The sequence below is a fragment of the Streptomonospora litoralis genome (assembly GCF_004323735.1).
Classification (GTDB): Bacteria; Actinomycetota; Actinomycetes; order Streptosporangiales; family Streptosporangiaceae; genus Streptomonospora; species Streptomonospora litoralis.
Genome location: NZ_CP036455.1, coordinates 949,191 through 962,578 on the forward strand (window position 1 = coordinate 949,191; position 13,388 = coordinate 962,578).

Below are 13,388 nucleotides of genomic sequence, written 5' to 3' on the forward strand. Positions count from 1 at the left end.
AGTTGCGGATACCAAGGGACCCCGTGTCCTGGACCGACCGACCGCAGTGCTATCTAACGAGGGGGAGGCGTGAGCTTCCGATCGCCCGGCGCACCGTCCGCGCGCATGCCCCGTCGATCCCGGCTGCTCGCGCCTGTCGCGGTGGCCGTGGTCGTCGTGATTACGGCACTGGTGACGGCCGCGAACTACTGGACCGACTACCTGTGGTTCGACTCCGTCGGGTATACGTCCGTCTTCTTCACCGAGTTGCGCACCCGTGCGCTGATGTTCGTGGCGGGCGGCCTGGTGATGGCCGCGGTCGTCGGTTCCAGCATGTACTTCGCCTACCGGAGCCGGCCGCTGGCGCCGCCGATGAGCCCGGAGCAGCAGGGGCTGGCCCGCTACCGCATGTCGATCGACCCGCGCCGGAAACTCTTCTTCTGGGTCATCGTCGCCGGCCTGGGCCTGCTCACCGGAGCCTCGGCCGCGGGTGAATGGGGCACCTACCTCCAGTTCGCCAACGGCGCGTCGTTCGGCGTGAACGACCCGCAGTTCGGCCGGGACATATCCTTCTACACCTTCACCTACCCGTTCCTGCGGGTGGTGCTGGGCTACCTCTTCGCGGCCGTAGTACTGGCCTTCATCGCCGCCGTGGTCGTGCACTACCTCTACGGCGGCGTCCGCCTGCAGAGCCAGGGGCAGCGCGCCACCCCGGCCGCGCGGGTGCACCTGTCGGTGCTGCTGGGCGTCTTCGTGCTGCTGCGGGCCGCCGCCTACTGGCTCGACCAGTACGGGCTGGTGTTCTCGAACCGGGGGTACTCCTTCGGCGCCTCCTACACCGACGTCAACGCGGTGCTGTACGCGGTGATCATCCTGTCGGTGATCTCGGTGGTCTGTGCGCTGCTGTTCTTCGCCAACATCTACGTGCGCAACGTGATGATGCCGGTGGCCAGCCTCGGCCTGCTGGTGCTCTCGGCCATCCTGATCGGCGGCGTCTACCCGGCGATCGTGCAGCAGTTCCAGGTCAGCCCCAACGAGCAGCGGCTGGAGCGGCCCTTCATCCAGCGCACCATCGACTCCACCCGGGCGGCCTACGGCATCGACGACACCGAGGTGACGAACTACGACGCGCAGACGGAGCTGACGCCCGACCAGCTCGCCGAGGAGGCCGCGACCATCCCCAGCGTCCGCCTGGTCGACCCCTCGGTGGTCTCCGAGACGTTCCAGCAGATGCAGCAGGTGCGCGGCTTCTACGAGTTCCCCGAGGTCCTCAGCGTCGACCGCTACCAGAACGGCGAAGGCGAGACGGTCGACACCATCATCGCCGCCCGGGAGTTGTCGGGGCCGCCCGAGGACCAGGACAACTGGCTGACCCGGCATCTCGTCTACACGCACGGCTTCGGGATCGTGGCCGCCGCCGGCAACCAGGTCGACGACCAGGGGCGGCCGGTCTTCACCGAGTACAACATCCCGCCCGAGGGCGAGTTGTCCGAGGTCGCGGGCGACTACCAGCCGCGGATCTACTTCGGCCGAGAGGGTGCGGAGTACGTCATCGTCAACGCGGAACCGGAGTACGACTACCCGCTGGGCGGCGGCGGCACCGAGAACGTGACCACCAGCGAGGACGCGGGTGATCCGGTGGGCAGCCCCTCGCCCTCGCCGGACAACGCCAACGCGCCGGCACAGGCGAGTGGCGGCCAGGATCAGGGCGGCGAGGGCGCCGACCAGGGTCAGGGCGGCCAGGGCCAGGGCGGCCAGGGCGGCCAGGGCGGCGGTTCCGAGGCCAACAGCGGCCAGCGCACCAACCGCTACGGGGGTGACGGCGGCGTCGAGCTGAGCAACTTCCTGGAGCGCATCCTCTACGCGCTGCGCTACTCCGAGCCCGACATCCTGCTGAACAGCGCCATCGACTCGGAGTCGCGCATCATCTACGAGCGCGACCCCGCCGAGCGCGTCGAGCGGGTGGCGCCGTTCCTGACCGCCGACGGCAAGCCCTACCCGGCGATCGTCGACGGCCGCGTCCAGTGGATCGTGGACGCTTACACGACGAGCAACATGTACCCCTACTCGGAGCGGATCGACCTCTCCGACGCGACCGAGGACACGTTCACCCAGTCCACCGACACCGTCAACGCGCTGCCGGACAACCAGGTGAACTACATCCGCAACTCGGTCAAGGCCACGGTCGACGCCTACGACGGCACGGTGACCCTCTACGGCTGGAACGAGCAGGACCCGGTGCTCAAGACCTGGTCGCGGGCCTTCCCCGAGGTGATCACCAAGAAGAGCGAGATCGGCGACGAGCTGATGTCGCACCTTCGCTACCCCGACGACCTGGTGAAGGTCCAGCGCGAGATGCTGCGGCGTTACCACATCACCGACGCCGACGCCTTCTACGGCGGGCAGGACTTCTGGAACGTGCCCTCCGACCCGACCTCCGACGGCGACAGCCCCGAGCCGCCCTACCGGCAGACCATCCGCTACCCCGGTGAGGACGACGCCGACTTCTCCGTGACGTCGACGTTCGTGCCGCGGGGCCGCGAGAACCTGGCCGGATTCCTGGCGGTCAACAGCGACGCCACCGAGGAGGAGTACGGCGAACTCCGGATCCTGCAGTTGCCGCAGGACACCGTGGTGATGGGCCCGGGGCAGGTGCAAGCAGCGTTCTCCGCCAACGACGCGATCCGCGACGAACTGCTGCCGCTGCAGCAGAGCCAGCAGTCGCAGATCATCAACGGCAACCTGCTCACTCTGCCGTTCGCCGACGGGCTGCTCTACGTCGAACCGCTCTACGTGCAGGCCGCGGGCGGAACCTCGTACCCGCTGCTGCAGAAGGTGATGGTCGGCTTCGGCGAGCAGGTCGCGATCGGCAACAACCTGCAGCAGGCGCTGAACAACCTCTTCGGCGAAGGCGGCCAGCCCCTGGACGAGGGCGGTGGCGCTGCCGAAGGGGGCGGTCAGGACGCCGGCGGCCAGGGCGGCGGTCAAGGCGGCGGCGGTGAGCTCGCCGCGGCGCTGGAGGACGCTGCCCAGGCCTACGAGGACGGCCAGCAGGCCCTGCAGGACGGCGACTTCAGCGCCTACGAGGAGGCCAACCAGCGGCTGGAGGAGGCCCTGCAGCGCGCCGAGGAGGCATCCGGCGAAGGCGGCGGGTCCGGCGGCGACGGCGGCTCGGGCGAGGGCTCCGGCGGGGACTCGGGCGGCGGCTCGAACTGATCCGCCCGGCGGCCGTGGACGCAGGCGCCTGCCTCCACGGCCGCCGCCGTTCGCCGATTTGGTGTGAGCGCCGGGGAACGGTAGTCTGAAGACACACCGACGCGGGGTGGAGCAGTTCGGTAGCTCGCTGGGCTCATAACCCAGAGGTCGCAGGTTCAAATCCTGTCCCCGCTACGAGCAAAGGCCCGGTCCCGGTTTTCCGGGGCCGGGCCTTTCTGCGCTAAGCCCTGTTTAAGAAGTGCTGGATCGGCCCGGCTCCCATGGGCGGCCGGGCCGTGCCACTCGGGTTCGCTGTGCGGTCTTGCTGGTCTGCCAGGGTGCGGGTGGTCTTGCCGGGAAAGCGGCGGCGAGGACGGCGGTGGGCTAGGCCTGCGGTCGACGGGTCGGGGACTCGCCGGTGGCGGCGGCCGGCGGAGGGCGGCGTTCGGCTGCCGCGGGCCGCTCGGCGCATCTATTGCGAGGTTTTCACCGGATTCCGGCCGTTGGCTGGTCGAAACCCTGCAATAGGTGGCACCGGTCCCATCGAGTCTGTCTGTGGGGCTGGATTCGGCGCCGAATCCAGCCCCACAGACAGACTCGGCGCGGCTTGTTCCGATACCGTGAACTTATGGCCGCGGAATGCGCATTCCCGTGGGCATGAATTCACGATAGACGCCGGATGAACCGGCATATCAGACATACCGGCGCCCGGTCGCCGTCGCACGCGCCACCGCCCGCGAACAGGGCCGCCCGCCGCCCCGTCGGCTGCGCCACCGGCGGGCACCCGGCTCGATGACCGCGGGCTGGGCCATCCGCCGCCGTCGCCGCCGCTGTTCCCCGTCAGACCGCCTGCCACCCGGCAGACCGACAAGGCCTCGACAAGGCCGCACAGCCAACCCGAGCCGCCCCGCCGAGCCCCCAACCGGCGAGCACCCGACCCGGCAACCGCAGGCGCAGCCCATCGCCGGCGTCGCACTGCTTTCCGGTGAAGACCGCCCGACACCCGGCAGGCCAGCAAGGCCGTACAGCAGACCGGCGTTCTTAAACAGGGCTTAGTTAGGGGCGACGCCCCTGCCAGCGCGGTAGCTGCCCGTCGGCATGGCCCGTCGGCTTTCTGCGTGTGGGTGCCGTCACAGCGGCGGAGCAGAGTATCGATTTGGTGTGAGCGCCGAGGAACGGTAGTCTGAAGACACACCAACGCGGGGTGGAGCAGTTCGGTAGCTCGCTGGGCTCATAACCCAGAGGTCGCAGGTTCAAATCCTGTCCCCGCTACGAGCGAAGGCCCGGTCCCGGATTTCCGGGGCCGGGCCTTTCTGTGTGTTCGGCGCGTGGGAGTGGATACCGCTGTGCGGACACCTCTCGCACATAATCCGGACTGCGCGGGCACACTCGCCACGGGCGACGCCACGCCTTGCCGAGTCGCCGCCCGTTGCGACTGCGTTCGTGGACTACGGGCTTAGGCGCCCCTGAAGCCGTCGCAGGCGATGAAGGCGCCCTCCCCGGTGGTCCACACGACGGTGAACGCGCCCGCGGCGAGAGAGGCTCCGGAGAAGTCCGCGGGGTAGCTCAGTTCGATCCACTCGCCGCCCGACAGCGTCGCCTCGGCCTGGTGCGTCTTTCCGCCGGGGGTGGTGACCGTGATGTCCACGGGCACATCGGTGCCTTCGGAGCCCTCGGTGTTGCGCAGCTTCAGGGGGGCGCCCTGGGAGACCTCCGTGCGCGGGGCCGAGGTCTCCCACGCGCCCTGGGCGTCGGCGTGGATCCGCGGGTCGCAGGCCAGCGACTCGGTGTCGAAGCGGAGCTCGGCCAGCGCGGAGGGGTCGGCTGCCGGCGCGGAGGCGTCGGCGGTGGGGGCGATCCGCGCCTCCAGCTCCTCCATCGACGGGCCGGAGCCCTGGGCCCCGCAGCCCGTCAGGGCGAGCGAGGCCGCCAGCGCGGCGGGGAGCAGGAGGCGGGGGAGGGGGTGCGTGAGCTGTTGCGACACGAGCCGCAGACTACTATGCCCCGACACTGGCACTGCGCGTGTCTCGTGCGGAGCGGGTGCGTACGCGCTCAGGTCAGCCGCAGCGGCGCCGGGCCGCCGCCCGGGGTGGGGCCGCCGTTCAGCCAGGTGAGGACGTCGTCGTGCAGGACGTCGTTGGTGCACACCAGGGCGCCGCCGTCGGTGAAGTCCTGGCCGCGCAGGTCCGTGGCCCGGCCCCCCGCCTCCTCCAGGATCACCGGCAGCGGGGCGGCGTCCCACAGCGACAGTTCGGGTTCGGCGGAGATGTCCACCGACCCCTCGGCGACCATCACGTGCGACCAGAAGTCGCCGTAGGCACGGGTGCGCCACACGGAGCGGGTCAGGCCCAGGAAACTGTCCAGGCGCTGCTGCTCCTCCCACTCCGACAGTTCGGAGAAGGACAGCGACGCGTCCTCCAGCGCGGACACCCCCGAAACGGTGCACCGCGTCGCCTTCGTCAGGCTCCGCCCGGTCCACGTGCCGCCGCCGCGCGAAGCCCACCAGCGCCGGGTCAGCGCAGGCGCGGAGACCACGCCGACCACCGGGCGGTCGCCTTCGAGCAGGGCGATCAGCGTAGCCCACACGGGTACGCCGCGCACATAGTTCTTGGTGCCGTCGATGGGGTCGAGGACCCACACGCGATGACTGACACCGGTCCGGCCGTACTCCTCACCCACCACGGCGTCGCGCGGCCGGGCACGCGAGAGCACCCCGCGCAGGGTCTCCTCGACGGAGCGGTCGGCCTCGGTGACGGGAGTCAGGTCCGGTTTGGTGTCGACCTTCAGGTCGAGCGCACGGAAGTGCTTGAGGGAGATGTCGTCGGCCGCGTCCGCGAGGACGTGGGCGAGACGCAGATCATCGTCAAAGGACGCCATGGCGGCTTACGCTACCCTCCCGGGGCCCGGTGCGAGCGAGCGGCGCCCCTGCGGGGTCGGAGATACGGCGGGCTCTGCGTGACAGTATGGCCGCATGTCCGACGCGAACGAGCAGCAGGTCCCCCGCGGACCGGCTGCGGGCACCCGGGGGCGGCTGCTCGACGCCGCCTACGTCGAGGTCGTGGGCGGCCGGTGGGGGCGCATGCGCATGGCCGACATCGCGGCGACCGCCGGGGTCTCGCGCCAGACCCTCTACAACGAGTTCGGCAGCAAAGAGGGCCTGCTCCAGGCGGTCGTGGTCCGCGAGGGCGGCCGGTTCCTCGACGGGGTGATGGACATCCTCACCGACACCGCCGGCGAGCCGGCCCACGCGGTGGCGGAGGCGGCGCGGTGGACCCTGGCGGCATCGGCCGACGATCCGCTGCTCAGCGCGATCATCACCGGCGACACCGAACTGCTTCCGGTGCTGACCACGCGGGCCGAGCCGCTGTACGTCGAGTTGGGGGCGCGGATGACCGGCTACCTGCGTGGGAGCCTGCCCGACATCGGCGCGGACCGGGCAGCAGCCGTGGCCGAGGTGGCGCTGCGGCTGACCCTGTCGTATGTGCTGCTGCCGACCGACCCGCACCAGGCGGCCGAGCGCGTGGAACTGGCGGTGCACAGCATGATCGGCGCGGTGCGGGGGCCTGCGCGCCGGTGACCCCCGCAGCCGCCCGCGTGGCTCAGAGGATCGTCACGACGCCCGCCACCAGCAGCAGGACGCTGGCGCCCAGCAGCACGAAGCCGACGTACTGCATCGGGACGAAGAACAGCGTGTGCTGGTTGCGGTAGAGCACCGGCTGGCCCGTCTGCGGGTGGTATCCGGGGCGCGGGGCGTTCAGCCGCTGCCCGAGCAGGAAGACGGACACTCCGGCGAGTACGAGCGCTGCGGCGATACCGAAGGGGACGAACTCGCTCCCGAGCAGCGCCTCGATGCCGAGGCCGGCGGGCAGGCAGAACAGGACGGTTATCAGCAGGGCGAGAATGCCCCAACCGCGCCAGATGATCATGATCGGTTTCCAATTGGTCGTTTTCCGAGAACGGGCGGCTCATGAATATACAGGCGGTTTCGGTCTGGTCGAGCCACTGAGCGTGGCTTGTCCGGAACCGGCCGCGCCGCGGCCGTTCAGCCGATTCTAGCGAGGAGCCGCCTGAGGGGTTCATCGGTGTGGATCTGGGCATCGCCAACATCGCCACCACTTCCGCCGGTTACCGGGCGGCCGGGCGGGGCCTGAACCGCCACCGCAAGCGCCAGGCCGCCCTGCGGGCCAAACTCCAGGCCAAGAAGACCGAATCAGCAAAGCGCCGGTTGAAGAAGCGCAACCGGCGCGAGCGGCGCGACGTTGCGAACACCAACCACGTCATCGCCAAGCAGATCGTGACCGAGGCTGAACGCGCCTCGGCCGGTATCGCCCTGGAAGACCTGACGGGGATCCGGCAGAGGGTACGGCTTTGCCGGCCCCAACGGGTCGCGCTGCATTCCTGGGCCTTCGCCCGGCTCGCCGCCTTCATCGCCTACAAGGCCAAGCGGGCCGGGGTGCCGCTGGTCTCGGTGGATCCGGCCTACACCAGCCGGGAATGCGCCGAATGCCATCACATCGATACGAGGAACCGCCTGGATCGGGCCCGGTTCGTGTGCCGGTCGTGGGGTCGTTGCCCACGCCGACCGCAATGCTTCCCGCACCATCGCCCGCCGGGGCGAGGCTGCGTGGAATGCGGGGCGTGCGTCACGCGTCCCTGCCGCCCCGTAGCGGGGGTGTCTGGTCGGAGGAGCCCACCCGCCGGCCAGGCGGGCCGCTACCTCCAAGCCCGGCCTTCAGGGCTCCTTCAGGGCCCGGGTCAAGTTGACTGCCGCTCGTCTTCGCGGCTGCCCAGCAGCCTGCGCAGCGACGCCACCCGCTCGGCGTCCAAGCGGCCTTCCGCCCTCCCGGCGTCCAGGGCGCAGCCCGGTGCGTCCTCGGTGTGCGTGCAGCCGGGCGGGCAGTCGGCCACGGCCTCGTCCAGATCGGGAAATCCCGCCACCACGTCGTCGGCGCTGACGTGGGCCAGTCCGAAACTGCGTAGTCCCGGTGTGTCGATGATCCAGCCGTCCTCGAACGGCAGCGCCACCGCCGAGGTCGAAGTGTGCCGACCGCGCCCGGTGACCGGGTTGACGTCGCCGACCGAACGATCGGCGTCGGGAACGAGCAGGTTCACCAGGGTCGATTTGCCCACGCCGGAGTAGCCCACGAGGACGCTGCAACGCTCCGCCAGCCGCTCGCGCAGCCCGCCGAGGTCTCCGGTGCGGCTGGTGACGACGTACGGCAGGTCCAGCCCCGCGTAGGTGCGCAGCAATTCGCCCGGGTCGGCGAGATCGGCCTTGGTCAGACACAGCAGCGGGTCCAGCCCGGCGTCGAAGGCGGCGACCAGGCACCGGTCGATGAAGCGGGGCCGGGGTTCGGGATCGGCCAGGGAGCAGACGATGGCGAGCTGGTCGGCGTTGGCGACGATGACCCGCTCCACCGGGTCGGTGTCGTCGGCTGTGCGGCGCAGCACCGAGTCGCGCTCCTCGACGCGCACCACGCGCGCCAGGGTGTCGGGGCGGCCGGAGAGGTCGCCCACGAGCGCGACGCGGTCGCCGACGACGATGCTGCCGCGTCCCAGTTCGCGGGCTTTCATGGCTACGACCGCGCGGCCCTCGACCAGGCAGCGGTAGCGCCCGCGGTCCACGGCGGTGACGAAGCCCTCGCGGGCGTCCTCGTGCTTGGGGCGGATGCGGGTGCGCGGGCGCGAACCGCCGCGCGCGCGGACGCGGACGTCGTCCTCGTCCAGGTGGCGCCGCCCGCCCTTCATCGCGTCACCTCGGCCCACAGGTCGCGGAATCCGGGCAGCGTCTTGGCCGTCGTGGCGATGTTCTCCACCTCCACTCCGTCGACCGCGAGGCCGATCACCGCGCCCGAGGTGGCCATGCGGTGGTCGTCGTAGCTGTGGAACACACCCCCGTGCAGCGGCCGCGGCCGGATCACCAGGCCGTCGGGCAGCTCCTCGGCGTCGCCGCCGAGCGCGTTGATCTCCCGGACCAGCGCCGCGATCCGGTCGGTCTCGTGGCGCCGCAGGTGGGCGATGCCGGTCAGCCGCGACGGGGTCTCGGCGAGCGCGGCGACGGCGGCGACGGTCGGGGTCAGCTCGCCGACCTCGCGCAGGTCGGCGGTGATGCCGCGCACCTCGCCGGTGCCGTGCAGCGTCAAGCCGTCGTCTCCGGCGGTGAACTCGCCGCCCATGTCGGCGAACAGCCGGCGCAGCGCGCCGCCCGGCTGGGCGGTGTGCTCCGGCCATCCCACGACGGTCACCCGTCCGCCGGTGACCAGAGCGGCGGCCAAGAAGGGCGCGGCGTTGGAGAGGTCGGGTTCCACCACGACCTCCCCGGCCTTGACGGGACTCGGCGCGACGCGCCAGGTGTCAGGGGTCGAGGCGTCGACCGAGACGCCGGCCGCCCGCAGCATCTCGACGGTCATGTCCAGATGCGGCTGGGACGGCACCGGAGGGCCTTCGTGGCGGATCTCGACGCCGGCATCGAACCGGGCGCCGCTGAGCAGCAGTGCGGAGACGAACTGGGAAGAGCCCGAGGCGTCCAGCCGGACCGCGCCGCCGGCCAGGGCCCCGCTCCCGCGGATGGTCAGCGGCAGCGCGCCGCGACCGCCGTCGTCGATGTCGGCGCCGAGCGTTCGCAGTGCCTCCAGCAGCGGACCGACGGGGCGCTCGCGCGCCCGCGGATCGCCGTCGAAGGCGACGTCGCCGTCGGCGAGCGCCGCCAGCGGCGGCAGGAATCGCATCACCGTTCCGGCGTTGCCGACGTCCACCCGCGCGGGCCCCCGCGGGTGAGCGGGCGCGACCTTCCAGTCGGCGCCGGACTCGGCCACGCCGATGCCCAGCGAGCGCAGCGCGGCGGCCATGAGGTCGGTGTCGCGACTGCGCAGCGGACGGCGCACCGCACTGGGCGTTTCCGAAAGGGCCGCCAGCATAAGCGCGCGATTGGTCATGGATTTCGAACCCGGCAGCGTGACCGTGGCGTCCACGGGAGTGCGGGCGGTGGGTGCGGGCCAATGCGGCGCGGATTCGGGCATGTCTCCAAGGCTAACCGGCGCGGAGGGAACCCGCCGCTGCGCGCGGCCGCCTCCTCGGGCAGGCTGGACACGGGTAGCGGGGTCGGCGCCCCGCGGAATCTCGCCGATCGGAGGAGGGGCACATGGCCGACAAGCACCACCACTACGAGGTCAGGGTCACCTGGACCGGCAACACCGGATCCGGTACCGCCGGCTACCGCGCGTTCGAGCGTGCGCACGACGTCGAGGCCGCGGGCCGACCGGTGCTCAAGGGATCGGCCGACGCCGCGTTCCGCGGCGACCCCGCCCGCTGGAATCCCGAGGACCAGCTGGTGAGCGCGCTGAGCGAGTGCCACATGCTGTCGTATCTGTCGCTTGCGCCCTCGGCCGGGGTGAACGTCGTCGCCTACACCGACACCGCCACCGGCACCATGACCACGCACCGCGACGCCTCCGGCGAGTTCGACGAGGTCGTGCTGCACCCGGTGGTGACCGTCGCAGAGCAGGGCATGGCCGAGACCGCCCGGCGGCTGCACGAGAAGGCGCACGAGGTGTGCTTCATCGCCCGCTCGGTGAACTTCCCGGTACGCAACGAGCCGGAGATCCGCGTCGCCGAGAGCGAGTGAATAGGTGGAATGGGGCGTCTGGGGCGGGGCCGGTCCGTTGGGCGATCTTGCTGGTCTGCCGGGTGTCGGGTGGTCTTCATGGGGGAGCGGCGGCGGGGGCGGCGGCGGGGGCGGCGGTGGGTTGCGCCTGCGGTTGTCGGGTCGGGCGCTCGCCGGTGGCGGCGGTTGGCGGCCGGCGGGGCGGCGGGTCGGGTCTGCTGTGCGGCCTTGTTGGTCTGCCGGGTGTCGGGCCGCCTGCACGGAAAAGCGGCGGCGAGGGCGGCGGAGGGCCGGGCCCGCGGTCGCCGGGTCGGGTGCTGGCCGGTGGCGCGCCCGGCGGCGGGCGGCGTTGGGCCGCCGCGGGCCGGTCGGCGCATCCAACGCGCGGTTTTCACCGGATTCCGGCCGCTGTCTGGTTACAACCCTGCGTTGGGCGGCACCGGTGCCATCGAGTCTGTCTGCAGGGCTGGATTCGGCGCCGAATCCAGCCCTGCAGACAGACTCGGCGCGGCTTGGCCCGTCTATCGTGAACTTATGGTCGCAGGAAGGCGTATTCTGCGGCCATAAGTTCGCGATCATCGCCGGATGGACCGGCATAGGGGACCTACCGGCGCCGGTGCGCCGGCTGGGTACCGCCGTGTTCCGACCAGGCCCGCACCGGCCGGGGGATCGCGCGGTGCGGCGCGGTCGCGGGCGCCCGTACGCCCGGGGGTGCACCGGATCGGGGGCCCGGGGGCGACGACACGTCGCTCGTGGCGCCCGGGCGCGGTCGCCGGGAGTCCCATCCCCCGATGGGGTGGGCTTTTGAGGGTCTATGACCGTTTTGCGGGCGGCGTCGGCGGGCGCCGTGGTCACGAGGTGCACGAAAAGTCGACGCCGGGGCTGTTTTCGCGCCATTCGGTGCGCCTCGTGCTCCGTCGCCGCCGCAGCGCGGGCGTGGGCCCACCGAGGAATCGGGCATTGGTGGACAAAATGCCCAGTTTTGTTTCGTATCGCGGAATCGTGGTGCGCGGGTGGCGCCTCGGGGCGGCGCCGAGGCGGGTGCCGCCGCACGTACGTGCAACTCGTGGCCCCATCGGGTCATGACCGCCGCCGACTGCCTCGCGTCGGACGTCGCCGACAACCCGAACCGCGGCTCCCGGGGTTCACCCACCCGCGGCCAGGGGCGGTGATTGCCGCCGACCACCGCGGGCCCGGCCCCGCCGGCGTTGTCGCCGCATCGTCGGGTGGGTCACCGGCGGGCACCGGGTGCGTCGATCGCGGGCTTAGCCCACTGCCGTCCTCGGTGCCCGTCGTTCTCCGTCAGGTTGCCCGTTTCCCGGCAGACCATCAAGGCCGCCCAGCGGACCGGGGCCGCTTTCGTCGGCCGCCGCCAGCGGCGAGCACCCGACCCGGTAGCGCGGCCCCAGCCCCGCTGCCACCGTCGCCGCCGCTGTTTTTCCAGGTCACCCGTTTCTCGGCAGACCGGCAAGGCCGCCCAGCGGACCGGGGCCGCTTTCGTCGGCCGCCGCCAGCGGCGAGCACCCGACCCGGTGAGCGCGGCCCTCACCCCTCTCACCCCCCGCGGCGGTACTCCCCTCCTTCTGTCACCCCCCGCGGCTAGGCTTTGGCACATGTGCGGCCGATACGCCCAAGCGCGCAACCAGCACGAGCTGCAGCTCGCCTTCGACTTTCCGGAGACCGACGACACCGCGGCGCCGGCCGGCGGTGGCGGGACCGGCGGCTCTCGCTCGCACCCTCCGCTGGAGGAGCTGGCGCCCGACTACAACGTCGCACCGGGCAAGACCGTCTACGCTCTGCTTGGCACGCCCCCCGGCGAGGCCGGTGCCGACGACAGCGGGCACCGCGGGCCGCGTTCGCTCGGCACGATGCGCTGGGGGCTGGTGCCTTCGTGGGCCAAGGACCCCACTGTCGGCTACAAGATGATCAACGCGCGCAGTGAGACCGTCGCCGACAAGCCCGCCTACCGCAGCGCGTTCGCCCGGCGGCGCTGCCTGATCCCCGCCGACGCCTACTACGAGTGGCAGCTGCTGCCCGAGGACCGGCCCGGCGACGCCGAGGCCGGCACGTCCCCCGTCACCGACGCCGGACACCAGCGGCGCAAGGCGAAGTCGCGCAAGCGGCCCTACGCCATCGGCTACGCCGACGGCTCCCCGCTGGCACTGGCCGGGCTGTTCGAGCGCTGGCGCGACCCCACGCGCTCCGACGACGATCCCGCTGCCTGGCTGTGGAGCTGCACCGTTGTCACCACCGCGGCCGCGCCCGAACTGAGCGCCATCCACGAGCGCATGCCCGTGGCGGTCCCGCGAGAGCTGTGGGCCACCTGGCTCGACCCCGCCTCCGGGCCGGACGACCTGCAGCGTGCCATGGCGGCCACGCCGGTCTCGGAGTTCGCCGTCACCCCGGTGAGCACCGCTGTCAACAGCGTGCGCAACAACGGCCCCGAACTGCTCGAACCCGTCGCGGAGCCGCCCGAGTCCGCCGGTGCCCCGGGCGCCACGCTGTTCTGAGCCACCGGCCGCACCCGCGCCGCACAGTCGTCGCCCGATTCGGCCGCGGGTCTGGCTGCCGCCCGCAGGCCGTGGGTAAGGTGTCCCCGATCACTCGATCG

General features: G+C 71.7%; 9 protein-coding genes, 2 tRNA genes and 1 pseudogene. 7 read left to right on the plus strand and 5 right to left on the minus strand.

From position 1 onward, the window contains the following. Nucleotides 1–105 precede the first annotated feature (105 nt). The 3 genes from EKD16_RS04110 to EKD16_RS04120 all read left to right on the plus strand — a co-directional run bounded on the left by EKD16_RS04110 (nt 106) and on the right by EKD16_RS04120 (nt 4,446). Complete coding sequence (locus EKD16_RS04110) at nt 106–3,195, plus strand: UPF0182 family membrane protein (protein ID WP_131097172.1); 3,090 nt, start codon at nt 106–108, stop codon at nt 3,193–3,195. A gap of 100 nt (nt 3,196–3,295) precedes the next feature. Further along, nucleotides 3,296–3,369 (plus strand) — tRNA-Met (locus tag EKD16_RS04115). A 1,003-nt stretch (nt 3,370–4,372) separates the two neighbouring features. Beyond that, nucleotides 4,373–4,446, plus strand: a tRNA-Met gene (locus EKD16_RS04120). A gap of 184 nt (nt 4,447–4,630) precedes the next feature. Here the strand turns inward: EKD16_RS04120 and EKD16_RS04125 are convergent. Both EKD16_RS04125 and hisN read right to left on the minus strand, forming a co-directional pair. Then, complete coding sequence (locus tag EKD16_RS04125) at nt 4,631–5,158, minus strand: hypothetical protein (RefSeq protein ID WP_131097173.1); 528 nt, start codon at nt 5,156–5,158, stop codon at nt 4,631–4,633. Between the two features lie 68 nt (nt 5,159–5,226). Then, nucleotides 5,227–6,051 carry a histidinol-phosphatase gene (gene hisN, locus EKD16_RS04130; RefSeq protein ID WP_131097174.1) on the minus strand — a complete coding sequence of 275 codons (825 nt, stop codon included), beginning with the start codon at nt 6,049–6,051 and terminating at the stop codon, nt 5,227–5,229. A gap of 94 nt (nt 6,052–6,145) precedes the next feature. On the opposite strand from hisN, the gene EKD16_RS04135 reads away from it, so the two are divergent. Continuing rightward, nucleotides 6,146–6,751, plus strand: a complete 606-nt coding sequence (locus EKD16_RS04135; protein WP_131097175.1) for a TetR/AcrR family transcriptional regulator — start codon at nt 6,146–6,148, stop codon at nt 6,749–6,751. Between the two features lie 22 nt (nt 6,752–6,773). Here the strand turns inward: EKD16_RS04135 and EKD16_RS04140 are convergent, their stop codons facing one another. After that, on the minus strand, nt 6,774–7,100 hold the full coding sequence (locus EKD16_RS04140) for a hypothetical protein (protein ID WP_131097176.1): 327 nt from the start codon (nt 7,098–7,100) through the stop codon (nt 6,774–6,776). A gap of 122 nt (nt 7,101–7,222) precedes the next feature. Here EKD16_RS04140 and EKD16_RS04145 point away from each other — a divergent pair. After that, nucleotides 7,223–7,841, plus strand: a pseudogene (locus tag EKD16_RS04145) (RNA-guided endonuclease InsQ/TnpB family protein); the annotation flags it as partial. 88 nt (nt 7,842–7,929) lie between these two features. Here the strand turns inward: EKD16_RS04145 and rsgA are convergent. Further along, nucleotides 7,930–8,922: a ribosome small subunit-dependent GTPase A gene (gene rsgA / locus EKD16_RS04150; protein ID WP_131097177.1), complete on the minus strand. Its 993-nt coding sequence runs from the start codon at nt 8,920–8,922 to the stop codon at nt 7,930–7,932. Then, nucleotides 8,919–10,193, minus strand: a complete 1,275-nt coding sequence (gene aroA, locus EKD16_RS04155) for a 3-phosphoshikimate 1-carboxyvinyltransferase (protein ID WP_131097178.1) — start codon at nt 10,191–10,193, stop codon at nt 8,919–8,921. The genes rsgA and aroA overlap by 4 nt, the downstream gene beginning before the upstream one ends. 122 nt (nt 10,194–10,315) lie before the next feature. On the opposite strand from aroA, the gene EKD16_RS04160 reads away from it, so the two are divergent. Together EKD16_RS04160 and EKD16_RS04165 are read left to right on the plus strand one after the other, a co-directional pair. Next, nucleotides 10,316–10,798, plus strand: a complete 483-nt coding sequence (locus EKD16_RS04160) for an OsmC family protein (protein ID WP_131097179.1) — start codon at nt 10,316–10,318, stop codon at nt 10,796–10,798. 1,592 nt (nt 10,799–12,390) lie between these two features. Then, nucleotides 12,391–13,287, plus strand: coding sequence for an SOS response-associated peptidase (locus tag EKD16_RS04165; RefSeq protein WP_131097180.1), 897 nt, complete (start codon nt 12,391–12,393; stop codon nt 13,285–13,287). Nucleotides 13,288–13,388 lie beyond the last annotated feature (101 nt).